We start from the raw sequence: 23,650 nt of genomic DNA, 5'->3' as shown, positions 1-23,650 counted from the left end.
CCACACCCCGATCCAACATCATGAAACGCCCCAACATCATCTACATCGTCAGCGACGACCTGGGCTATGCCGACCTGGGCTGTTACGGTGGCCGGCAGGCCGGTTTTGGCGCCGTGTCGCCCAACATCGACGCGCTGGCCGCGGGTGGCTTGAAGCTCACCGAGGGCTACAGCAACTCGCCCGTGTGTTCGCCCACGCGCTTTGCCATGGCCACCATGCGCTACCAGTACCGCCTGCGCGGTGCGCTGGAAGAGCCGATCAACAGCCGCAGCAAGGGCAGCGCCACGCTGGGCCTGCCGCCCGAAATCCCCACCCTGCCCTCGCTGCTGAAGGACGCGGGCTACCGCACCGCCCTCATCGGCAAATGGCACCTGGGCTACCCGCCGCACTTCGGCCCACTGCGCTCGGGCTACGAAGAATTCTTCGGCATCCTGGCCGGCGGCGTGGATTACTTCACCCACTGTTCGTCCAGCGGCGACCACGACCTCTACATCGGTGATGTCCTGGCCCCCGACCCTGGCGAAGCCAGGCCCCCCGAGGGGGCGCAGTCGTCCTTGGGGCGGCCCGGCGGACGACTGGTACCCCACAAGGAGGTGGGCTACCTGACCGACGTGTTTTCCAACAAGGCGGTGGAGCATGTGAAGGCGCGCGCCGCCGAGGCACGCGCGGGCACGCCGTTCTTTCTGAGCCTGCACTACACCGCGCCGCACTGGCCCTGGGAAACGCGCGACGACGCGCACGTGGCGCCCGAGGTGGCGAAGAACCTGTTCCACCTGCACGGCGGCAGCGTCGAGGCCTACCGCCGCATGATCCACCACATGGACGAAGGCATCGGCTGGCTGGTGGCCGCGCTGCGCGAAGAAGGCCTGCTGGAGGACACGCTGATCGTTTTCACCAGCGACAACGGCGGCGAGCGCTTTTCCGACAACTGGCCGCTGGTGGGCGGCAAGATGGACCTGACCGAGGGCGGCATCCGCGTGCCCTGGATCGCGCACTGGCCCGCGGTGATCCCGGCCGGTGCGGAGAGCGGGCAGCACGCCATGACCATGGACTGGTCGGCCACGATGCTCGACGTGGGCGGCGGCCGGCCGCACCCGGACCATCCGCTGGATGGCGTGTCGCTCCAGGCCCTGCTGCGCGACCCCGGGCACCGCTTCGAACGGCCGATGTTCTGGCGCATGAACCACCGCGGCCAGCGCGCGCTGCGCGAGGGGCCGTGGAAATACCTGATGGTGGACGGGCACGAGTACCTGTTTGACATCAGCGCCGACGCGCGCGAGCGCGCCAACCGCGCGCCGCTCGAACCGCAGCGGCTGGCGGACATGCGCGAACGCTGGCTGGCCTGGGACGCGGACATGCCGCCGATCCCGCCCGACGCGACGGTGAGCCTGGGGTATGGCCCGAAAGACATGCCGACGAGGTAGGCCCCCCCCGCAGCGGCTGCGCCGCTACCCCCCAGGGGGCCATGCGAGTGGCCCGGCGGAGCCGGTTCCACCGCATTCTGGGGTGGGGCACTTCGCGCCGGCGGCGCTGCTGCCGCGCTTCGCGCGCCCCGTTTGACGGGCACCGCTCGTACTGTCGCCAATAATCTCGCATGACCCGCCTGCACCGCATCCTCCCCTTTCTGAACTGGCCGCGTCCGACGGCTGCGCTGTTGCGCAGCGAGGCCATGGCCGGGTTGACGGTGGGGCTGATGGTGATTCCGCAGGGCGTGGCCTATGCCGCGCTGGCGGGCATGCCGCTGATCACCGGCATCTACGCGTCCATGCTGCCGGCGCTGATCGCGGTGCTGTTCAGCGCCTCGGTGCGGCTCTCGGTGGGGCCGACCGCGCTCACCTGCCTGCTGGTGAGCGCCTCGCTCGCTGGCCTGGCCGAGCCGGGCAGCGCGCAATGGATCGAACTGGCCGTCTGGCTCGCGCTGCTCTCGGGCCTGCTGCAGATCGTGCTGGGCTTCGTGCGGTTTGGCTGGCTGCTCAACCTGGTGAACTCGCCTGTGCTGATGGCCTTCACGCAGGCCGCGGCGGTGCTCATCATCGCCTCGCAGCTGCCGGCGCTGCTGGGGCTGGCCCAGCAGGACCTGTTGGCCCAGCTGCCGCGCCCGCACTGGCCGGCGCTGGCCTTCGGGCTGGGCAGCCTGGCGCTGCTGTTGCTGGCGCGCCGTTGGCGCCCGGGCTTTCCCACCGTGCTCGCGGTGGTGGTGGGCAGCGCCGCCATCGGCCGGGCCACCGGCTTCGAGGCCGGCGGTGGCGCGGTGATCGGCACCCTGCCCCAGGGCCTGCCCGTGCCCTACCTGCCGGGCTGGCCCGGCTGGGCCACACTGGGCCAGCTGCTGCTGCCCACCCTGGTGATCACCCTGGTGAGCTTTCTGGAAACCGCGTCCAGCGCCAAGGTGGACAACGGCAAACGCGGACAGCGCTGGGACCAGGACCAGGACCTGATCGGCCAGGGGCTGGCCAAGCTGGCCTCAGGGCTGAGCGGCGCCTTCCCCACCAGCTCTTCGTTCTCGCGTTCGGCGCTCAACCTCTACGCCGGCGCGCAGACCGGCTGGGCCACGGTGTTTTCGGTGGGCGTGGTGCTGCTCGCGCTGCTCCTGCTCACGCCGCTGCTGCACCACGTGCCGCTGGCGGTGCTGGCGGCGATCGTGCTGGTGGCGGTGATGGGGCTCATCAAGCCGCGCGCGTTCACACGGCTGTGGGCGATCTCGCGGGTCGAAGCGGTGACCGCGGGCACCACCTTCGCGGTGACGGTGCTGAGCGCGCCGCGCCTGTACTGGGGCGTGATCACCGGCGTGATGATCGCGCTCAGCCACTTCCTGTACCTGCGGCTGCACCCGCGCATCATCGAAGTGGGGCTGCACGCCGACGGCAGCCTGCGCGACCGCCACCTCTGGCACCTGGAGCCGCTGGCGCCGGCCACCTACGCGCTGCGCATGGACGCGGCGCTCGACTTCGCCACCGCGAACGCCTTTGAACGCGCCGTGACGGAACACCTGAGCGCCCACCCCGGCACCCGCCACGTGATGCTGGTCGCGCACCCCATCAACTGGATCGACGCCACCGGCGTGGAAGCCTTCGGCCGCCTGAGCGCCCAGTTGCACGAGCAGGGCGTGACCCTGCACCTGGTGGGCATCAAGCTGCCGGTGGAAACCCTGCTGCGCACCGCCGGCCACCTGCAGGAAGGCCCCTGCCTCAAGCTCTACCGCACGGAAGCCGAGGCCCTGCGCGCCAGCGAGGCCTGGCGGGAAACGGCAGACACTGCCGCAGCCCAGCCTGGCTGAGCAGCGCCGCTTTCGTTGTGGCGACAAACCGGTAAGGCACCAGCCGCCCGCGCGGCGGCCCCCCTCCCCCTTCGCGAGCCGTTGCGCGGCGGCGCAGATGCGCCGCCTGTCGCGCAACGGCCTCATCTTTCTGGAGCCGGTTCAAACCGGACCGGCTTGCAAAATCCCAATGAATGGCGGGCAAGGGCGTCCCAGGCGTTGCGCAAAAGCACCAACGATTGCCCTGGAATTGATTAATAGAAAAGAACTCATTTCAACCCGTCATGCCAACGATTGACCGGCACCATCCTGTGGTCAATTGACTTACAGAGTGCTTCTATTTCCGCAAAAAACCGTGAAATATTTCCGGAAGACCCTTCGGGCGTATCCGCCTGTTTCGGGATGTAAAGTAATTCACGAATTCCAATTTTCTGGTGAGACAAAAGCCCGATCGTTACGTAACATGCCCAATCGATCTTTCGTTACATGCCCGTAACGTTGGCCAGGAACACCTCCCATGATCCACCGCCGCAGGCACAGCGCCATCGCCAGAAACGCCGCCCCGCAAGGGCGGCGTGCTGCGTTTTCTGCAAGCGTGGCCCGTTCAGATCGGGTTCATGGGGTCTATCAAACCCTGCCCCAACCACCTTGATTTCGGCTGGCATTGAAAATGCTTTAGATTGTTACAAGTTGTCGCAAGGCAATTTGGAATGTTCTTTTTTTCAACGTGCATTCACTTTTTCCAGGGACTTGATGATGAAAAACAAACTTCTGGCTTTTTGGCGGGACGAAGAGGGAGCCACCGCCATTGAATACGGTCTGATTGCGGGCCTGATTTCGATCGCCATCCTGGCGTTCCTCCCTGGGATTGGGGAGAACCTTGGCATCATCTTCGAAAGAATCAGAGACGGGCTGGTCCTGCCGACCACTAGCACCTAAAAGACCCGCGTGACCGCGGGCCTGGTTCTCACAGGCTTTGTGGCGTTTCTTCTGGTGGCCGTCTTTTTCGATGCCACCCGACGCAAAGCCCCCAACGCGATGGTGGTGGTCGGCGCTCTGGGCGCCCTCACCGCCCTGGCGCTGAACCTGAACCCCGTGGAGCTCACGGCGGCGCGTGCCGCGCTCGGAGGCCTGCTCGCGCTGGCGCTGCTGCTGCCCTTCTACCTCATGGGGTCGATGGCGGCGGGCGACGTCAAGCTGGGCACGGTGCTGGGCCTGTGGCTGGGGCCCCAGCTGATGCTGGCCACCTGGCTGGGGGCCAACCTGCTGGCCCTGCTGCATGCGCTGCTGGTGCTCTCGCTGCACGCGCTGCGCCGCCGGGCCCCGAGGCCCCCACCCGGTCCACCGGGCACCAGACCCCAGGGACGAAAGATCCCGCTGGCGGCCTACATGTCGATCGTCGCCCTGGCGTTCACGCTCTGGCGGCACCTGCCGGTGCCGCCGTGAGCCCGCCGCGCCGTGGCGCCCCGTCGGAACGTTCCGTTTTCCTTCCATCGGAGCCCTATGTTCAACCTGACAAGAATCCTGGCGGCCCTGCTGGTGCTGGCCGCGCTGGTCCTGGGGGGATACGCCTGGGTGCTCAGCCGCAAGCCCGACCCGGCCGCCCAGGCCGCGGCCACCCGCTCGGCCCCCCAACCGCCCCAGCACACGGTGGTGGTGGCCGCCAGGCCGATCGCGGCCGGCCAGCCCATCCAGCCGGAAGACCTGCGCACGGTCCAGCTGGGCATCAACCCGGTGGGCGCGTTCAAGGACACGCAGGGCATCGTCGGCCAGACCCCGACCCTGCCACTGGGCGTGGACACCCCGGTGCTGGCCCAGCACCTGGCGGCCGGGCTCGCCACGCTGATCGAGCCGGGTGAGCGGGCCCTGGCGGTCAAGATGGACGAAGTCAGCAGTGTGGGCAACCGGGTGCGCCCGGGCGACTACGTCGACGTGTTCTTCGCGCTCAAGCGCGACAACGGCGAGATCGACCGCAGCCAGGCCCGCATGCTGCTGTCGCGCAAACGGGTCCTGGCCTACGGCCCCGGCTCGCTGGACGGCCCCGCCCCCCCAAACGGCAAGGCAGCGTCGCCCGCGGCGGCCCCGCGCACCGAGCAGGCCCGCACGGCGGTGCTGGCGATCCGGGTCGAAGAGGTCAACGCGGTGCTGCTGGCCGAGGCCCACGGCCGGCTGTCGCTGACGCTGCGCAACCCGTCGGACGCGGCCGTGCCCACCGCCGACCTGTACGCCTCGTGGCCCACGGTGCTGCAACCCGCGCTCGCCCGTGGCCCCAAGGACGCGGCCGCCACCCCGGCCGCCGAACCGCAGGGCGCGGACCGGGCCCTCGGCGGCCTGGCCATGGAAAGCCTGGCCCAGGGCGCCCAGGCGCTGCGCGGGGCGGCCGGGGCGCGACGCCTGCCCGCCGCGCCGCTCGCCCACCGGGCCGGCGCCGCGGCCCCGCCCCCTTCGGGGCCGAGCGTCGAGGTGATCCGCAGTGGCCAGGTCGACACGGTGCGCCTGCCATGAACCGCCCGCACCGCCCCACCCGAAAGAGCGCCCCCATGAAGCCCTCGCACAGCCACCCGATCCTGGGGCCCTGCATCCTGTCCACGCTGCTCGCCACCGGCACGGCCTTCGCTGCCCAGCCGGCGGCGTCGCAGGAAGTGCTGTCGCTGACCCAGGGGACGATGCACGAGCTGCTGTTCGACCAGGGCATCGAGCGCATCGCCATCGCCGACGAAGCGGTCGCCAGCATGGCGCTGTCGCGCGCCGGCCTGAACGGCAAGGCGGTGCGCGTGCTGATCACGGCCAAGGCCGCGGGCAGCACCTCGCTGATGCTGTGGGTCAAGGGCGAGAAGGACGCCCGGCGCTACGCCATCCAGGTGCGGCGCCGCGAACAGACGCTGGACCAGGCCCACCCCAGCACCCCGGCCTACCTGAAGGCCGCCCGCTCGGCCGAGGCCGCGCGCGGCAAGGACGACCTGCTGCACAACCAGGCCACGGTGGACGTGAAGAGCCACACGGTGCAGGTGGACGTCAAGGTGGTGGAGTTCAACAAGCGCGTGCTCAAGCAGGCCGGCCTGAACCTGTTCAGCACCGCGCCCAACCGGCACGGTTTCAGCTTCGGCGTCTTTTCCCCCAGCTCGCTGACCCAGGCGACCTGGGGGCCCAACGGGGAACTCGCCACCGAGTCCATCTCGCCGCTGGCGCAGGCCTTCGGTCTGGTCATGAACTTCGGCAAGGCCAACCTCGGCCTCAATCTCGGCCTGCTCGAAAGCAACGGGCTGGCCCGCGTGCTGGCCGAACCCACGCTGGTGGCGCTGTCCGGGCAGAGCGCCAACTTCCTGGCCGGGGGCGAGATCCCGGTGCCGGTCGCGCAGGGCCTGGGCAGCACCAGCATCGAGTTCAAGCCCTTCGGCATCGGCCTGACGGTTTCGCCCACGGTGCTGTCCAACGAGCGCATCGTGCTCAAGGTGGCCCCCGAGGCGAGCGATCTGGACTACACCAACGCCGTCACCCTCAGCGGCATGTCGGTGCCCGCGATCTCCACCCGGCGGGCCGACACCACCATCGAGCTCGGCGACGGCGAGAGCTTCGTCATCGGCGGCCTGGTCAGCCGCACCACCAGTTCCAACGTGGACAAGGTGCCCGGCCTGGGCGACATCCCGGTGCTGGGCGCGTTCTTCAAGCGGCAGAACTACCTGCAGAACGAGACCGAGCTGGTCATCGTGGTGACGCCGACCCTGGTGCGGCCGCTGGCGCGCGGCACCGACCTGCAGAGCGCGCTGCCCGGCGCCAGCGAGATCCGCGACCCCGCGGTCTGGCGCGGCCACTTCATCGGCACCAGCGCCGACGAAGCCCTGCCCGGTTTTTCCAAATGAGGCCGCCCGCGGCAAGCCCACGATGAAAAACGCTCCCTTCACCCCCCTCAGCAGCGTGGCCGACAGCGTCTACCTGTATGTCTCGGTGCACGGCCCGCACATCAGCTGGCTGAACCACGCGCTGGCCGACCTGGGCTCGGTGACCACGGTCGCGGTCGACGAAAACACCGTCGGCGAGCGGGTCGCGATGCTGCACCCCCAGTGCGTGTTCCTGGACTTCAGCGACGCCGACGCCGCGCGCGCCGGCCGCATCGTGGACCTGCTGCGCCGGGACTGGCCCGAGGTGCTGCTGATCGGCACCGGCCGCGAGACCGACACCCAGTGCACGCTGCTCGCGCTGCGCAGCGGGGTCGACGATTTCGTCTTCGTCAACGCCTCGAACGAGGCGGTGCAGTCGGTCATGCAGGCGCTCATGGTGCGCCGGCTGAGCGACCGCGAGAAGGCCCGCGGCCGCACCATCGCGCTGCTGGGCGCGCGCCCCGGCCTGGGGGTCAGCACGCTGGCGAGCAACCTCGCGGTGAGCCTGCAGGAGATGCGCAACGCGGCGCAGGCGCAGCCACAGGCGGCGAACCGGCTGGCCCAGCGCCTGGGCGTGGTGCTGCTCGACCTGGGGCTGCCCGCGCGCGACGGCCTGCTCTACCTGGGGCAGGAGAGCAGCTTCAGCTTTGTCGACGGCGTGCGCAACCTCAAGCGGCTGGACCAGACCCTGCTGCAGACGGCCCTGGCCCACCACCCCAGCGGCATGGCGCTGCTGCCGCTGCCGGCCAGCCTGGCGCAGATCAAGGAGGTGTCGCACGCGGAGTCGGTCTCGCTGATCCGGCGGCTCACCGACTTCTACGACTTCCTGATCGCCGATCTGGGCGGCTTCAGCACGGTGGATTTCGTGGCGCAGTCGGTGCGCGACGCCGAGAAGGTCTGGGTGGTCTGCGACCAGAGCATCGGCGGCATCGTCTCCACCTCCACGCTGCTGCGCGAGCTGCGCGAGCGCGGCCTGGACACCCAGCACTTCGCCCTCGTGCTCAACAAGTACAGCCCCAGCATCGGCCTGCCCGCCAGCGACATCGCCGCGCGGCTGGGCATCCCGCTGGGGCACGTGATCCCCGACCGCAGCGCCCCGCTGCTGATCGCCGCGAGCAAGGGCGAGCTGATCTCGCGGGTGGCCCGCAACGACCCCTACGTCACGGCCCTGGGCGGCATGATCCGCAGCCTCGGTCCCTGGCCCGGCGACACCCCCTCCGCCACGGCCAGCCCCGGCATCTGGACGCGGTACATGACTCAACTGATCGGCAAGTGGAAGAGTTAAGGAAGCACCACCATGACTTTGGACGTTGAGTTTTCCGACGACAGGCAGACCTTCCAGAACTCCCAGGAGTTCCAGACCATCAAGGCCTTCATCCACGAACACCTGCTCAACCGGATCGAGGAGCTCGGCGCCGAGTTCGGCCGCTGGTCGCGCAGCTCGATCCAGCAGTTCGTCGCGCTGGAATGCGAGAGCCTGGTGCGGCTGCACCGGGTGCCGATCAACAGCCAGGAGACCCAGCTCCTGGCCGAGGCCCTGACCAAGGAGTTCGCCGGCTTCGGCCCGCTGGAGGACATGCTCAACGACCCCGCGGTGGAAGACATCCTGATCAACGGCAGCAAGCAGATCTACATCTCCAAACACGGGGTGCTGCAGAAGGCGGTGCTCAACTTCGCCGACAACGCGCACCTGATGCGCATCGTGCGGCGCATCCTCGCGCCCATCGGCCGGCGCCTGGACGAGTCCAACCCCATGGTCGATGCGCGGCTGAGCGACGGCGGGCGCATCAACGTGGTGATCGAGCCGCTGGTGATCAACGGCCCGGTGGTGTCGATCCGCAAGTTCCGCAAGGACCCGCTCACGCCCGAAGACCTGCTCAAGCTGGGCACCTTCGACCTGGCCATGGCGCAACTGCTGGAGATGGCGGTGCGCGCGCGCTGCAACATCCTGATCAGCGGCGGCACGAGCTCGGGCAAGACCGCCCTGCTCAACGCGCTGGCGAGCTTCGTCCCCGAGAGCGAGCGCGTGGTCACCATCGAAGACACGGCCGAGCTGGCCCTGAACCACCCGCACGTGGTCCGCATGGAAAGCCGCCCCGGCAGCTACGACGGGGCCGGCCACGTGGCCATCCGCGACCTGCTGCGCAACAGCCTGCGCATGCGCCCGGACCGCATCATCGTCGGAGAGGTGCGCGGCGGCGAGGTGATCGAGATGCTGCAGGCCATGAACACCGGGCACGACGGCTCCATGGGCACCATCCACGCCAGCTCGCCGCGCGAGTGCCTGTACCGGCTGGAGATGCTGGCGGGCTTCGCCGGCTACCAGGGCAGCGAGGTCAGCCTGCGGCGCCAGATCGCCAACGCCATCGACTTCATCATCCAGATCGGGCGCCTGCCCAACGGCGGGCGCCGCATCATCTCGATCAGCGAGATCACCGGCCTGAACGACAACGTGGTCGCCATGCAGGAGCTGTTCCGCTACGAGCCGCAGCCCCTGCCCGATGGGGACGAGCGCGACCGCTGGATCTCGCTGGGCATCAGCCCGCACTCGCCCAAGATCGTCCGCCTGCGGCAGGTGCTGCAGCGCCAGCAACACAAAGAGAGCTGACATGTCCGGCCCCTGGGTGTTGCTGTTCAGCCTGACCCTGGCCCTGGGTGGCGCGCTGCTGCTCCTGTGGGACATGGCCGCGCGCCAGCGGCGGCGCCGGGTGGCCAACCAGACCCTGGCGAAGAAGATGGCGCTGGAGGGCGCGGCCCTGGCCTCCGAGCTGCGCTTTGGCGCGCCGCCCCCTCTGGAAGAGCCCACCCCGGTGGCGCGCCAGCGCGAGCTCTTCCCCATGCCCGAGTGGCTGCTGGGCGCGCTCTCCTCCCGACAGTTGCTGACCGGCGGGCTGCTGATCGTGGCGGCCGTGGTGGTCGTGGGCGCGCGCTCCGGCTGGATGGCCGCGGCCGGCCTGCTGGCGCTGCTGCTCGCGCTGGGTGCGTTCTACCTCTGGACCCGGGTGCAGAAGATCCGCACCGAACTGATCCGCCAGCTGCCCGGCTTCCTGGACATCATTGCCCGCCTGATCGTGGTCGGCAACTCGACCCAGGCCGCCTTCCAGATGGCGATCCCCGGCGTGCAGAACCCGCTGCGCCAGCAGATGGACAACGCCCTGAGCCTGGTGCGCGCCGGGCTGGACATCGACCAGGCGCTGCAGCAGGTCGCGAACAAGGTGCGCTTCGAAGAGATGCAGCTGCTCGCGTCCATCATGGGCCTGGGGGTGCGCTACGGCGGCCGCTCGGACGTGCTGCTGGAGCGGGTCGCGCACTTCATGCGCGACCGCGAGGAAATGGAGCACGAGCTGGTGGCCATGTCGGCCGAGACCCGCATGTCGGCCTGGGTGCTGGGCCTGCTGCCCCTGGTGGTGGGCGCGGCCATCATCACCATCAACGGCGCGTATTTCGCCCGCCTCTGGGACGACGGCACCGGGCGCCAGCTGGTGCTGGGCGCGGCCGGCCTGCAGGCGCTGGGCGTCTACCTGCTCTACCGCCTGTCCCGGCTGGAGTGACCCCCCATGACGGCCCACACCCTCCTGCTGCTGTCCCTGGCCTCGCTGAGCCTGGCCCTGGTGCTCATGGCCGCGCTGCTGCTGCGCCGCCAGCGGCTGCAGCGGCGCGGCGCCCAGGTGATCCAGAACGCGCTGGACCGCAGCGGTGCCGGCCTGCCCCGCGAGAGCGACGCCCCGGGCCTGGCGGCGCCCAACCGCGACGAGCAGCTGCCGGCGCACTGGCTCGACACCCGGCTGGGCCGCCTGCTGGTGGCCGACGAAGACCGCCGGATGATCAGCCAGTGCGGCTTCCCCTCGGTGCGGGCCCAGCTCACCCTGCTGTTGACGCGCGCCGCGCTGGCGGTCGGCCTGCCCCTGCTGGTGGACGCGCTGTTCGTGCACGGGCCCGACCTCACGCGCAAGGGTTTCCTGCTGCTGGCCACGGCCTTCGTGGTGGGTTTCATGCTGCCCAAATGGCTGCTGCAGCGCCTGGCCGCGCGCCGCCGCATCCGGGTCTCGCACGAGCTGCCGCTGTTCGTGGACCTGCTCGGCCTGCTCCAGAGCGTGGGCCTGAGCCTGGACCAGAGCCTGCAGATCATCGCCAAGGACTTCACGGCCGTGATCCCCATCCTGGGCAACGACGTGGCGGCGGCCAACCGCCAGTACAACCAGGGCCGCACGCGCGAACACGCGTTCCAGCGCATGGCCGATCTGCACCAGAACCAGCACCTCACCGACCTGATCTCGCTGCTGATCCAGGTGGACCGACACGGCGGCGCCATCCAGGAGCCGATCCGCCAGTTCAGCGAACGGCTGCGGGTGCACCGCAAGGCCGAGATGAAGACCCGGGTGGGCGTCATCACGGTGAAGATGACCGTGGTCATGGTGACCACGCTGTTGCCCGCCCTGTTGATCATCGTGGCCGGGCCGGGCTTCCTCGCGGTGATCCGGTCTCTCGGGAGCATGGTGAAATGAATCCACGACTGTCTCTGACCCTCGCCCTGTGCGCGGCCCTGCTGCTGGGCGCCTGCGCCGCGCGCACCACAGCCCCGGACGCCGACGGCGCGACCACGGCCTCGCCCACCGGCCCCGGGCCCACGCTCGACAACCGGCCCACCTACCTGAGCCTGGTGCGGCAGATGCAGGGCAACGACCTGTGGTTCGCCTCGCTGGCGCACATCGACGCGCTGGAGCAGAGGTGGGGCACCTCGCCCGACTCGCAGGTCCTCAAGGCCGAGGCGCTGCGCCACACCGCGCAGTGGAGCGCGAGCCGCCGCCTGTACGAGCAGTTGCTCGACACCCCGGTGCGCGGCACCGCCTACCGGGGCCTGGGGCTGATCGCCGGCGCCCAGGAAGACTTTCCCCGGGCCGTCCAGATGCTGGAGAAAGCGCGCCAGCTGCTGCCCACCGACGGCCTGGTGCTCAACGACCTCGGTTACGCCTACCTGCTGGCGCAACGCTTCGAAGAAGCCCGGCTGCCGCTCATGCAAGCCTCGGAGCTGCTGCCCAGCCACCCCCGGGTGGCGAGCAACCTGGCCCTGTACCACCTGAGCACCGGCCAGCCGGAGCACGCGCGGCGGCTGATGGCGCAGCGCGCGCTCAGCCCCGCCACGCGCCAGGCCATCGAGCAGCTGGCGCTGGTGCTGCGCCCCGGCGCCGCGCAGCCCGCGCCCCCGTCCAGCCTGGTGCTGAAAAGCGCGCAGCGCCTGAGCCAGGCCAGCCTGGCCGAAGCCCGGGCCAACCAGCCCCAGTGACCGTCCCATGACCACCCCACGAAGGGCCCTCCGCATGAACACCCACCGCCCCCTGCTCCTGACCCTGCTGCTCGCCAGCACGCCCCTGTGGGCGCAGACCGCCGCGACCCCGACCGCGCCCGCCCCGGGCGAGACGCCCAGCCGGTTGGCCGTGGGCGACGCCACGCGCAGCCTGCTGCAGCGCCAGCGCGAGGGCAGCGACGCCTCCACCGTGCCACGCCCCATCGAGGGCAGCGTGGCCGAGCTCAGCCACCAGCGCTACCTCAAGAGCTTCCAGACCGAAGTGCCGCCGTGGTTCGGCTCCCGCCTGGGCGACGCCGCCACCGGCTCGGCCAAGGAATAAGGCGCATGGCCGCTGGCGCCCCCCCACCGCACCGGCCCCGCGGCTCCCGCCCGCGCCAGGGCGGCGCGTACGCGGTGGAGTTCGCCGTGGTCTTCCCGGTGTTTTTCGCGCTGCTCTACGCGCTGCTGAGCTACGGCATCGTCTTCAGCCTGCGCCTGGGCCTGCAGAACGCGGCCGAAGAAGGCGCGCGCGCCGGCCTGCGCCACCAGGCCTCGGGCGGCAGCCAGTTGCCGGCCCGCATCAGCGCCGCGAAGGCCCTGGCCACCAGCCTCGTGACCTGGCTGCCCGAAGCCCCGCAGGTCAGTGCCAGCGTGTGCCGGCTCGAAGGCGGCGCCTGCACCGAAGACGGGCTGACGGCACTGGACTGCGGCGTGCACATCACCAGCGGCTGCCAGATGACCGTGACGGTGACCTACCCCTACGGCACCCACCCGGTGGCGCCCGCCCTGCCCGGGTTCGGCATCTTCATGCCCGAGACGCTGGTGGGGCAGGCCAGCATGCTGCTCGACGGGAGGGCCTTGTGATGGCGCAGCCCGCCCACCCGCGCCCGATGCGCTCGCGTAACCGCCGGCATTCGGCGCGCCCGCGTAACCGCATGCATTCGACGCGCTCGCGGTGCCGCGGCGTGGCGGCCATCGAATTCGCCCTGATCGCGCTGCTGCTCTTGCTCTTCCTGTACGGCCTGGCCACTTTTGGCGCCGTGCTCTACACGCAGCAGGCGGTGTCGCGCGCGGCCGAAGACGGCGCGCGCGCCGCGGGCATGCCTTCGCCGCTGGAGCCGGTGGGCCTGCCCCGGGTCCGCAGCGTGGTGCTGGAGTCGCTGGCGCAGTCGTTGATCGCGCCCCCGGCGCAGAGCAGCACCCCCGCGCTGCGCCAGGCCTGGCTCGACGATGTGGTGGAGGTGCAGCTGCAACTGATCGGCGAACCGGGGCAGCCGGCCTCTCGGGCCGACGTGGTGGTGAGCTACCCCTACAGCGAAAACCGGGTGCTGCCCTCCCTGCCTCTGCTCGACACCAGCGGCTGGATGTCCGACACCCTCGAAGGGCGCGCCTCCGTGGCGCTGGAGTTGCGATGACACACCCCCGCAGCGCTTCGCGCCACCCCCTCAAGGGGGCAGCCCGATGTGGCCCGGCGAAGCCGGTTCCACCGGGTTCCCGGGTGGAGCACCTCGCGCGTCGCCAGGGCGGCTCCGTGCTGGTGCAGGCGGCCATGACGCTGGGCATCGCCGCCATCCTGCTGGTCGGGCTGGATCTGGGCTATCTGTTTTTCATGAAGCGCGAGCTGCAGAAGACCGCCGACCTCGCGGCCCTGGCCGCGGCGCCCCATGTGCAGGCCAGCAACTGTGCGCCCGCCCAGGCCGTGGCGCTGGAACACGTCACGCACAACCTGGAGGGCTACACGCCCACCGTTGTCTGCGGGCACTGGGACCCGACCTACACCGCCGAGAGGGCGTTCAGCGCAGGGGACTTCAACGCCGTGCGCGTGAGCTTCAACGCCACGCCACCCGCGCTGCTGCCCCTGGACATGGACCGCAGCATCTATGTGGAGGCGGTGACCACGATCGATCCGCCGGTGGCGGCGTTCACCGTGGGCTCGCGGCTGCTGCGGCTGGAGGCGGGCAGCCTGCTGCCGTCCATCCTGGGGGTGCTCGGGGTCGATCTGGACGACACCGACATCCTGAGCTACCAGGGGCTGGCCAACGCCCTGATCACACCGGCCGGCCTGCTCGAAGCCCTGGGCATCCCGGTGACCACCGATCTGGACGTGGGCACGCTCAACGCGCTGGCCGACATCCAGAACCTCAGCCTGGGCACGCTGCTCAACGCCAGCGTCACCGCGCTGCAGGCCCAGGGCAGCGCGGCCGACGCCCAGGTGGCGCTGCTCACGCACCTGATCGCCCACCTCAGCGCCGACGCGCTCAACACGCAGATCCCGCTCTTCGGCAACGGCGACACCCCGGGCGTGCTGCTCGGGCTGGACAACAGCGGCACTTCCGCGCTCGACGCCGAGGTGGACCTGCTGAGCCTGGTGGGCACCGCGCTGACCGTGGCCAACGGCGAACACCTGGTGGACCTGCCCGACCTGAGCATCCCGACGCTGGGGGTGGCGGCCCGGGCCAGCGTCGTGGAGCCGCCGGCCGTGGGCATCGGGGGGATCGGCACGGTGGCCCACACGGCCCAGATCCGCCTCTACCTGCGCGCCCAGACCGACGAAATCCCGCTGGTCGGCGGCCTGCTGGGCCTGCTCGGCACCGGCCTGGACCTGCCGCTGATCCTGGAGCTGGTGCAGTCCACGGGCACGCTGACCGCCGTCGACTGCCAGTCCGAGCGCCAGAACGCCTCCATCGCCGTGAGCTCGGCGCCGGTGGCGCTGTGCATCGGCCGCTTCCAGGACATGACCAGCGTGAGCGACAGCAACAACGACCATTTTTTCTCCGCGAACAACCGCTGCGTCGCCGACGGCGGCAATGGGGTTCCCGATGCCCCCGACGGCGTGCGGGACCACCAGATCCTGTCGGTGCTCAGCATTCTGGGCGTCCCGCTCATCCCCCCGGCCCGCGTGGGCCTGCCGCTGCTGTCTTCGCAGGCGCCCGTCAACACCGGACCGCTCAACGAACCGTCGGACCCGCTCGATGGCACCCACCGGACCACGGTGAGCGCAACCTCCGTGGGCGTGAGCCAGACCGTCTCCAGCATCACCGACGCCCTGCTGGGCGAAGGCCTCGGCGACGTGCTCGCCACGCTCGACCCCATCCTGGACGCCATCGTGCAGAGCCTGCTCGACGTCCTGGGCCTGAACCTGGGTGAAACCGACGTCGAAGTGCTCTCGGTGAGCTGCGGCAAAGCCAGACTGGTCTATTGAAGACCCTGTTGAAGCCCTTGAAGAAACCCCCATCCATGCAACACATCGCCTGTCGCGCCCCTGTTTTCACAGCCCCCCACGCCCAAGCCCGGCGGCGGGGACTTTCCGGTGGGAGAGGAACCGCCTCATGAAAGAGCTTTTGAGCCTTGACGATCTTGAGATTTATGTCTGGGAGGGCAAGGTCGACATCCACGACCGCGTGGCCCAGTGCATGTCCACCTTCGACGTGGAGATCGTGCGCGCCGACGGCCAGCCGATTCCCGAGGAGCGGCTGCGCCGCCGCTTGACGGTGGCCGTGATCAGCGTCACGGCCATCGAAAGCGGCCTGCTGACCATGGCCTCGGACGTGTTGCGCGGCATCCCGGTGGTGTGGGTGGGCGCGGCCACGCGCGACCGCGACACCCACACCTACCCCGCCGAATACCTGCACGTGCTGCCCTACGACTTCACCTGCGCCGAGCTGCGCACCATGGTCACCAAGGTGGTCCGCCAGCTGCAGGCGCACGGCTCTTCGCCCGACAAGCCCGAGGCCCTGATCGCCAACTCCGAGTGCATGCGCGCGCTGCTGGAGGAAACCCAGACCTTCGCCAACTGCGACCACAACGTGCTCATCCGCGGCGAGACCGGCGTGGGCAAGGAGCGCATCGCGCAGCAGCTGCACATCGGCCACCAGGACTATTCCAAGGGCCCGTTCGTGGCGGTGAACTGCGGCGCCATCCCCGACGGGTTGTTCGAGTCGCTGTTCTTCGGCCACGCCAAGGGCTCGTTCACCGGCGCCGTGGCGGCCCACAAGGGCTACTTCGAGCAGGCCACCGGCGGCACGCTGTTTCTGGACGAGATCGGCGATCTGCCGCGCTACCAGCAGGTCAAGCTGCTGCGGGTGCTGGAAGACAACGCGGTCACGCGCATCGGCTCGACCGCGTCGATCCAGCTGGACTTCCGCCTCGTCGCGGCCACCAACCGCGACCTGCGCGAGCTGGTGCGCCTGGGCGAGTTCCGCTCCGACCTGTTCTACCGGCTGGCGGTGATCGAGCTGCACGTGCCCAACCTGGAGCAGCGCGGCGAGATCGACAAGATCGCCATCTTCAAGAGCATCCTGCTCTCGGTGATCGACGGGGTGGACGACGTGGACCCCGAGGTTCCCTACTGGCTGGTGGAGACCGTGGCCAGCATGGAGTACCCGGGCAACGTGCGCCAGCTGCGCAACCTCGCCGAGCGGGTGGGCGTGGTGGTGCGCCAGGTGCACCGCTGGGACCAGGCTCTGATCCAGCGCGCCATGGGCCATTCGCGCGACCTGGTGGCGCTGGGCAACGGCGCCGACCGACCCGACCGGCGCCGCTGGAACGGCGACGAGCGCAACCGCATCATCGAGGCGCTGCAGGAACACGAGTGGCGGCGCCAGGACACGGCCCAGCACCTGGGCATCAGCCGCAAGGTGCTGTGGGAAAAGATGCGCAAGTACCAGATCATCGACGGCGAGCCCGGCATTCCCGACATCCCCGACATGGCGTAGCGCCCCTGCCCGCGGTACACGAAACGGCCCAACCGGGGACACCGCCGGGCCGGCTTTGCCGGACGGCCAGTGTCGCCCCCTTGAGGGGGTCGCGCGCAGCGCGGCGGGGGTGTTTCATCGCGCAGCGAGCTCGCGGTCCAGCTGCAGCCGCAGCGCCGCCACGGCCACACCGCCCTGCGGTGCCTCGGGCACCGGGCAGCCCGCCGTCACCGGGCACAGGCCCTGCGCCAGCCACAGCAGCCCCGACGCGCCGCCCTGGGCGAACAGCTGGCCGACCCAGCCGGCGTCGCTGGCCGCGTCCAGCGCCAGGCGGCCACTCACCCGGGCCAGCCGCAGCTCGTTGGTGCGTAGGTCGGCCACGGCGTCCACGAAGTCGAGCAGCTGCAGATCGTGTTCGACCTGCGCGTCCAGCACCTGGAGCAGGGTCTCGCGGCCGACCTCCAGCATGCGCCGGCGCCCCTGCACCAGCAGGGCCGCCTCGCGCACCGCCCCGGCCAGCTCCGACACCTTCTGTTCACCCGCCTGCGCCTGGCCCCAGGCGGTGTTGCTCAGCTGCACCAGGTTGAGCCTCACCGCCTCCAGCTTGGCCTCCTGGTTCGCCAGCTCGGCCAGCGCGGTCTTCACCTTGAGCTGCAGGTCGAAGCCATTGCCGAAATTCCAGTTGAACTCCAGCCCGGTGCGCGTCGAATCGCTGTAGACCACGCCGCGCGGGTCGCGGGTCTTGGCCACCACGACCTCGACCGCGGGGAAACGCGCGGCCTCCTGCTGGCGCACCAGCGCCTGGGCGTGCTCGATGCGGCTGCGCGCCTCGGCCAGCTCGGTGCTCTGCGCCTCCACCCGCGCCAGCAGGTCCTGCTGCGACACCGGTTTCCAGTGCGCCGGTATCGCCAGCGCCGGCAGGCGCGAGGGCTGGGGCGCGAAGCCGAAATAGCTCTCGAACTTCGCCGTGGCGTCGGCCAGCTGCACCTCGAACTCCTGCCGCTTGGCCGCGAAGGCCGCGCGCCGCGAGCGTGTCATGCGCAGGTCGTTCTCGCCCACGGCGCCCAGGTCCACCTTGCGCTGCTCCAGGCGCGCGAGCTCGTCGAGCGCGGCGACGGCGCTTTGCGCCACGGTGCGCTTGTTCTCGAAACGCAGCACCTGCAGGTAGGCCGTCAGGGCGTCGAGCGCGACCTTCTGCGAGGTGGACTTCATCGCCATCTCGAAGGCCACGCTGTTGGCCTGGGTGGCGTCGATCCGCGAGCTGATCACGCCGCCGTCGAGCAGGGTCATGCGCGCCGTGGCCGACACCACGCGGTAGCTCTCGCTCCCGCCGTCCCCCTGCGCGCTCGACGAACCCGCGCCCGTGCCGAGCTGGAAGCGTGGGTAGCGCGCGTACTGGGCCGCCTCCACTTCGATCAACCGGCTGTCCGACGCGGCCTTGGCCGAGAGCACCTCGGGGTGCGCCTGCATGGCCTGCAGCAGGCCGCTGCGCAGGTGGCCGAGCTGGGTGCTCACGCCCAGCACTTCCATGTTGACCTGGCGCGCGGAGCGCAGCGTCAGCGGCGGCGCCGGTTCGGCGGCGGCGCTCAGGCCGCAGCACATCAGCAGGCCCAGGGGCCAGACACGGTGGAGGGTCATGGTCAGGGCTCCCGGAAGGCTTCACGCTGCAGCTTGAGCACCGGGCGCAGCAGGTACCAGATGAAGGGATCGCGCCCGACCTTGAGGTCGATCTCGGCCTCCATGCCCGGGGTCACGCGGTTCTGGGGAAAGCCGATGAAGGACTGGCTGGTGCTGAGCAGCAGGCGGTAGTAGGGCGGCGCGTTGGGCGCGGTGGCATCGCGGTCGGCGTCGGCCGCGACCAGGGTCACCGTGCCGTCGATGGTGCCGTAGCGCAGGAAGTCGTAGGCCGTGACCTTCACCTGGGCGGTCTGGCCCGGCGAGACGAAGCCGCGGTCGTTCGGGCTGAGCTTGGCCTCGATCATGATCACGTCCTCGTCGGGCACGATCTCCATGATGGGCTCACCAGGCTTGATGACCCAGCCCGGGCTCGGGTTGCGCGAGCCCTTGACGATGCCTTCGGTGGGCGCGCGCACCACCGTGCGCTGGCGCTGCGCCTGGGCCCGGGCCAGGTTCTCGTTGAGGCTGGCGATGTCGCGCTCGACCTCGGCCAGTTCCTCCGACGCGCGGCGGCGGAACCGCCCCGTGACCTCGGCCACCTTGGCCTGCGCCTCGGCGATGGCCGCGCGCGCCGACACCAGGGACTGCTGGGCCACCTGCAGCTCGCTGCGCGCGGCCTCGTGCTCGCGGCGTTTCTGCAGCACCTCCAGCTGCCCCACCAGCTTTTCCCGCAGCAGCTGGTTCGAGATCTCGACCTCGCTCTGGAACAGCCGCACCCGCTGCTGCAGGCCCACCACCTTGGCCTGCTGTTCCAGTTCCTTGCTGCGGGCCTGCTCCAGCTGCGAGCCCGCGCCCACCAGCAGCCCGCGCTGCTCCTGCATGCGGGCCTCGAAGGCGCCCATCTCGCCCTGCACCACGGCCGCGTCCAGCGCGGCGGGAAACATCTCGCGCCGCAGGGGCTGGTCCTGGCTTTCGGCCCTGAGGCGGATGCGCGCGGCCTGGTTCGAAGCGAAGCGCGCCGAGAGCTCTTCCAGGTTCAGGCCGTTGCCGCCCAGATCGATCTCGACCAGGGGCTGGCCCTCGCGCACGCGCTCGCCGTCCTTCACCAGCACGGCGGCGACGATGCCACCTTCGAGGTGCTGCACGGACTTGACGCGGTCCGACGGGATCACCCGCCCGGGCGCGACCACCACGGTCTCGACCGGGTAGCCCAGGCCGACCACGGCCAGCACGGCCACCGCGCTCCACAGCGCCCAGTAGACCCCGCGCCGCTCGGGTTGCCCCGCCACCCCGCCGCCCGGGCGGCGCCGCAGCACATCGGGCAGGTCCGGCGAGTTGTCGGTGTGTTTCATGTGCCCACCCCCATGCCCTTGAGATGCACCACCGAACCGCCGCCGGCCACCGCCTCGCGGGCCGGCGCTGGCACCGGCACCGGGCGCTGCACGCCGAACAGCCGCGGCACCATCTCGGCCGGGGTGCCCTGCTGCACCGTGCCGTCGCCGCCCACGTAATAGATCTGCGTGGCGATGGAGACCATGCGCAGCGAATGCGTCACGACCACCACGTTGCGGCGCTTGGCCACGGCGCCCAGCGCGGTCATCAGGTGGGTCTCGCTCTGGTAGTCCAGGTCGTTGCTGGGCTCGTCCAGGATCAGCACCGCGGGTTTTCGCAGGAACAGCTGGGCCAGCGCGAGCTTGCGCCGCTCGCCCACCGACAGGCCCATGCCGCCCTCGCCCACCTCGGTGCGGTAGCCCTGGGGCAGGCGCGAGATGAACTCGTGCGCGCCCGACAGCCGGCAGGCCGAGACGATCTGCTCGTCGGTCTGGCCGGGCGCGGCCCGGCGCAGCGACTCGATCAGCGCGCCACCGAACCAGTACACCTCTTGCGACAGGCAGCTGATCCAGCCCACCAGCTCCTCGCGCGAGAACTGGGCCAGGTCGTAGCCACCGATCTGGATCGCGCCCTCGCTGGGGCTGTAGAGCCCGCCCAGCAGTTTCACCAGGGTCGATTTGCCGGCGCCGTTCTTGCCCACGATCACGTGCAGGCCCACCGGGCCCATCTCCAGGTTGAGCTTTTCAAACACCGGGCGCGGCGCGTCGGGGAAGCGGAAGCTCACCTCCGTGAGGCGCAGCAGGCCGGGCGGCTTGGTGAGCTCCACGCCGCTGGCGGCGCGCTCCACCGGCTCGGCCAGCACCTTCTCCAGCCGCTGCGCCGCTTCGGCCGCGCGCGCCAGCCCGCGCCAGCCCGAGGCCATGCCCGCCACCGGCGAGAGCGCCTTGATCGCCAGCAGGTTGACGGCCATCAGCCCGCCCACCGTCATCAGCTGCTGGGTGACGGCCACGGCCCCGGCCGTGACCACCAGCACGGAGAACACCGTGAGCAGCACGGTGCTGCTGTCGCGCGCGGTCTCCAGCTCGCCGTTCTTGCGAAAGCTCTCGGCCAGCCAGTTGCGGTAGGCCTGCAGCCACATCTGGACCACCGGCGCGTCGTGCCCCAGGGTCTTGATGGTTTCGCGGGCGCGGCAGATTTCGGAGACCACGCGGTCCACGTCGCGCGCGCGCTGCGTTTCCTCCACCCGGCCAGCGCGCACCTCGTCGGCCCACCACCAGGCCAGGAAGGCCATGACCGCCAGGAACAGCACCACGATCGGCAGCACCGGCAGGGCCACCACACCGATCACGATCAGGGCAAACAGCGCCATGGGCAGATCGAAGATGGCGCCCAGCAGCCCGCCGGTGACCGTGCCGCGCACGGCGCCCACGTCGCGAAACAGCATGAACCAGGCCGACGCGGGCCGCGCCTCCAGCGCCATCAGGGGCCGTTTGAGCATGGAGCCCATCAGCGACTCGGAGACGTGGTGGTCGATGGTGGCGCCGGCGTTGCGCAGGTCGCGCGAGCGCCGCGTGCGCAGCCAGAACTCGATGCCCAGGAACACGAAGATGCCGGCCACCAGGGCCACCAGCGTGGCCGTGCCGCTGCGCGAGATCACCCGGTCGTAGACCTGGAGCACGAACACCGAGGGCAGCAGGCCAAACAGGCTGATCGGCAGCGACCACAGCGCGGCCCGCTTGAGCAGGGGGTAGGCGTCGTCGAAGGCCTGGGTGAGGCCGTGCGCGAAGGGGCTCTCGGTGCCGTCGGTAGGCACCCGGGCCACCAGCTGGCGCGGAAGCAGGAGTTTGATCATGGGCAACTTTCGGGAATGCCGGCGCTGGCCTCCAGCGTCGCCTGGGTCTGCTGCTGCATCAGCCAGGCGTGGTAGGCGACGTAGCCCGACAGGTAGTGCTCCACGTCGTCGATGCGGACGCGGAACGAGTGGTGGCGGATGAAGAACGAGCCCACGATGCTGTCGGGCTGCTTGAAGTACATCGCCATCTCGGGCCAGAAATGCCCGTTGAGCATGTGGCGGGCCCGGTGCACCAGCGCCTCGCGGAAGCTTTCCTGGTCCACGTCGGCCAGCAGGTGGCCCAGCTCGGGGCTGTCCTGCAGGCGGCGCAGCATCTGGCTGGAGGCCATCATCAGCTCCAGCAGGGTGGGGAAGGTGGTCCGGCGGTGGCGCACGAAGCCGATGTGGCCTTCGATGTTCTGCAGGCCGAAGCGGAAGTACTTTTCCTCGGGGCGGTAGCGGGTCAGCTCGTTGACGCCGTAGCTCAGCCAGTGGTCGTGGTGCTGCCAGTGCTGCGACGCGATGAAATGATCGAACGCCTTCTCGACCATGGCCAGCCAGCGCGGGTCGCCGCTGAAGCCGTGGAGCCGGCACAGGGCGAACGCGGCCTCGCCTTCGTAATAGATGATCCGGAACGGCTCCTTGACTTTCAGGCTGCGCGCATGGAGCACGTGTGTGAAGGCGCCGCTGCGGGGGTCCTGCATCAGCTCGATGCCGGTGCCGAGCCGCTCCAGCAGGTCGGCGCAGGCGCTGGTGCCCATGACCTCGCTGTACTTGACCAGCGCCAGAATCGCCATTGCGTTGCCGCCGAGCTTGATCTCCTGGCCCACCTCGTCCACGAGGAAGGCGGCGCGCCGGCCGTCGGGCAGCTGGCAGGTGCGGATCAGGCGCTCTACCAGGTACACCAGGGCGCGCTCGATTGCGGCCTTCAGTTCGTCGCCCTCGATCAGCTCCCACGACTCGATCATGGCGTAGGTGGAGCTGGCGTGGCGCAGGGCGTTGTAGGTGTCGATGCGGCGGTCGAAGCAGGGAAAGCGGCCGTAGATGAAACGCCCGTCTTCCTGCACCTGGCGCGCCAGGTACCCGGCGCCCGAGCGCACCAGGCCACGCACGGTGGCCGCGTCGAGCTCGGCCAGGTCGCGCCGGCCGGCGTCCGGCCCCTGGCCACTGATGGCATGCGCGCGGCCGTGTTCGTCGCAGAACACCCCGGCGGTGGTCAGCAGGTAGACCGGCGACGAGGGCAGCAGGACCGGCGTGAAGTCTTCGCCAAACCGGGCCCGGCCGTAGCGCTTGAGGTGGCCCATGTTGACCTCGGCGTGCGCGATGCCGGCCCCGCCGTACATCATGGCGTTGGCGTTGATCTCCTGCTCGGTGAAGGCGTGGCGAAAGCCTTCGTCGAGCGCGAGCCCGTAGCGCAGGTAGTTGCGCTTGACCTGCTGGAGCTGTTCCTTGAACCCGCTCCAGGCCATCGCCCGCACCGAGGTGACCACGTCCACCCGCATCCACAGGGGCTCGCTGCGCTGGGTCGCCGCGCTCCAGGCCTGCACCCAGTCCACACCCTGCTGCCAGGCCGCGTCGAGGCTGGCGGCGCTGACGTGGAACACCCGGGCCCGCGAAGCCCGGTCGCTGACGGAGAAGAACAGGGTCTGCGCGGGCCAGGGGCCCACCGACGTGTTCCCGGCCGGCAGGAGCTGCCGGCACATGCTCAACTGGTCCTGGAGGGTCATGGCCGTACGGGTGTGAGGGTTGGAGGGG

General features: G+C 70.1%; 20 protein-coding genes. 16 read left to right on the top strand and 4 right to left on the bottom strand.

Features of this window, described 5'->3' with window-relative positions:
- The first annotated feature begins 20 nt into the window (after positions 1 to 20).
- The 16 genes from AC07YZ_RS23750 (at position 21) to AC07YZ_RS23675 (ending at position 17,136) form a co-directional block, all read left to right on the top strand.
- Positions 21 to 1,424 (top strand): sulfatase family protein, encoded by a 1,404-nt coding sequence (locus AC07YZ_RS23750; RefSeq protein WP_494796578.1) that lies wholly within the window; start codon positions 21 to 23, stop codon positions 1,422 to 1,424.
- A gap of 170 nt (positions 1,425 to 1,594) precedes the next feature.
- Entirely contained in the window at positions 1,595 to 3,277 is a 1,683-nt protein-coding gene (locus tag AC07YZ_RS23745; protein WP_494796577.1) for a SulP family inorganic anion transporter, read from the top strand.
- 735 nt (positions 3,278 to 4,012) lie between these two features.
- A complete protein-coding gene (locus tag AC07YZ_RS23740) occupies positions 4,013 to 4,195 on the top strand; it encodes a Flp family type IVb pilin (protein ID WP_494796576.1) in 183 nt (60 codons plus the stop codon).
- A 9-nt stretch (positions 4,196 to 4,204) separates the two neighbouring features.
- Positions 4,205 to 4,702 (top strand): prepilin peptidase, encoded by a 498-nt coding sequence (locus tag AC07YZ_RS23735; protein ID WP_494796575.1) that lies wholly within the window; start codon positions 4,205 to 4,207, stop codon positions 4,700 to 4,702.
- Between the two features lie 57 nt (positions 4,703 to 4,759).
- A complete protein-coding gene (gene cpaB / locus AC07YZ_RS23730) occupies positions 4,760 to 5,761 on the top strand; it encodes a Flp pilus assembly protein CpaB (RefSeq protein WP_494796574.1) in 1,002 nt (333 codons plus the stop codon).
- A gap of 35 nt (positions 5,762 to 5,796) precedes the next feature.
- Positions 5,797 to 7,116: a type II and III secretion system protein family protein gene (locus tag AC07YZ_RS23725; protein WP_226491049.1), complete on the top strand. Its 1,320-nt coding sequence runs from the start codon at positions 5,797 to 5,799 to the stop codon at positions 7,114 to 7,116.
- Positions 7,117 to 7,138: 22 nt separating this feature from the next.
- Entirely contained in the window at positions 7,139 to 8,419 is a 1,281-nt protein-coding gene (locus AC07YZ_RS23720; protein WP_494796573.1) for a CpaE/TadZ family protein, read from the top strand.
- A gap of 12 nt (positions 8,420 to 8,431) precedes the next feature.
- Positions 8,432 to 9,742 carry a TadA family conjugal transfer-associated ATPase gene (locus AC07YZ_RS23715; RefSeq protein ID WP_494796572.1) on the top strand — a complete coding sequence of 437 codons (1,311 nt, stop codon included), beginning with the start codon at positions 8,432 to 8,434 and terminating at the stop codon, positions 9,740 to 9,742.
- A 1-nt stretch (position 9,743) separates the two neighbouring features.
- Complete coding sequence (locus AC07YZ_RS23710; RefSeq protein WP_226491046.1) at positions 9,744 to 10,685, top strand: type II secretion system F family protein; 942 nt, start codon at positions 9,744 to 9,746, stop codon at positions 10,683 to 10,685.
- A 6-nt stretch (positions 10,686 to 10,691) separates the two neighbouring features.
- Positions 10,692 to 11,639: a type II secretion system F family protein gene (locus AC07YZ_RS23705; protein WP_494796571.1), complete on the top strand. Its 948-nt coding sequence runs from the start codon at positions 10,692 to 10,694 to the stop codon at positions 11,637 to 11,639.
- A complete protein-coding gene (locus tag AC07YZ_RS23700) occupies positions 11,636 to 12,418 on the top strand; it encodes a tetratricopeptide repeat protein (protein ID WP_494796570.1) in 783 nt (260 codons plus the stop codon). The genes AC07YZ_RS23705 and AC07YZ_RS23700 overlap by 4 nt, the downstream gene beginning before the upstream one ends.
- Positions 12,419 to 12,452: 34 nt before the next feature.
- A complete protein-coding gene (locus AC07YZ_RS23695) occupies positions 12,453 to 12,761 on the top strand; it encodes a DUF3613 domain-containing protein (protein WP_494796569.1) in 309 nt (102 codons plus the stop codon).
- A 5-nt stretch (positions 12,762 to 12,766) separates the two neighbouring features.
- Positions 12,767 to 13,285: a TadE/TadG family type IV pilus assembly protein gene (locus AC07YZ_RS23690; RefSeq protein ID WP_226491042.1), complete on the top strand. Its 519-nt coding sequence runs from the start codon at positions 12,767 to 12,769 to the stop codon at positions 13,283 to 13,285.
- A gap of 71 nt (positions 13,286 to 13,356) precedes the next feature.
- Entirely contained in the window at positions 13,357 to 13,836 is a 480-nt protein-coding gene (locus AC07YZ_RS23685; RefSeq protein WP_494796568.1) for a TadE/TadG family type IV pilus assembly protein, read from the top strand.
- Positions 13,833 to 15,623, top strand: coding sequence for a pilus assembly protein TadG-related protein (locus AC07YZ_RS23680; protein WP_494796567.1), 1,791 nt, complete (start codon positions 13,833 to 13,835; stop codon positions 15,621 to 15,623). Before AC07YZ_RS23685 ends, AC07YZ_RS23680 begins: the two co-directional genes overlap by 4 nt.
- 127 nt (positions 15,624 to 15,750) lie before the next feature.
- Positions 15,751 to 17,136, top strand: coding sequence for a sigma 54-interacting transcriptional regulator (locus AC07YZ_RS23675; RefSeq protein ID WP_226491039.1), 1,386 nt, complete (start codon positions 15,751 to 15,753; stop codon positions 17,134 to 17,136).
- Between the two features lie 114 nt (positions 17,137 to 17,250).
- On the opposite strand, the gene AC07YZ_RS23670 is transcribed toward AC07YZ_RS23675, so the two are convergent.
- From AC07YZ_RS23670 to AC07YZ_RS23655, 4 genes are read right to left on the bottom strand one after another with little or no spacing between them, the layout of a single operon-like run.
- Positions 17,251 to 18,753 (bottom strand): TolC family protein, encoded by a 1,503-nt coding sequence (locus tag AC07YZ_RS23670; protein WP_494796566.1) that lies wholly within the window; start codon positions 18,751 to 18,753, stop codon positions 17,251 to 17,253.
- 2 nt (positions 18,754 to 18,755) lie between these two features.
- Positions 18,756 to 20,084, bottom strand: coding sequence for an HlyD family type I secretion periplasmic adaptor subunit (locus AC07YZ_RS23665; protein ID WP_494796565.1), 1,329 nt, complete (start codon positions 20,082 to 20,084; stop codon positions 18,756 to 18,758).
- Positions 20,081 to 21,916: a peptidase domain-containing ABC transporter gene (locus AC07YZ_RS23660; RefSeq protein WP_226491036.1), complete on the bottom strand. Its 1,836-nt coding sequence runs from the start codon at positions 21,914 to 21,916 to the stop codon at positions 20,081 to 20,083. Before AC07YZ_RS23660 ends, AC07YZ_RS23665 begins: the two co-directional genes overlap by 4 nt.
- Positions 21,913 to 23,598, bottom strand: coding sequence for a Mur ligase (locus tag AC07YZ_RS23655; RefSeq protein ID WP_494796564.1), 1,686 nt, complete (start codon positions 23,596 to 23,598; stop codon positions 21,913 to 21,915). Before AC07YZ_RS23655 ends, AC07YZ_RS23660 begins: the two co-directional genes overlap by 4 nt.
- Between the last annotated feature and the right edge of the window lie 52 nt (positions 23,599 to 23,650).

The organism is Hydrogenophaga sp. GW101-3F08 (genome assembly GCF_059424585.1).
The sequence above is the reverse complement of the archived record's forward strand: the minus strand, read 5'-3'. Positions and strand labels throughout refer to the sequence as shown.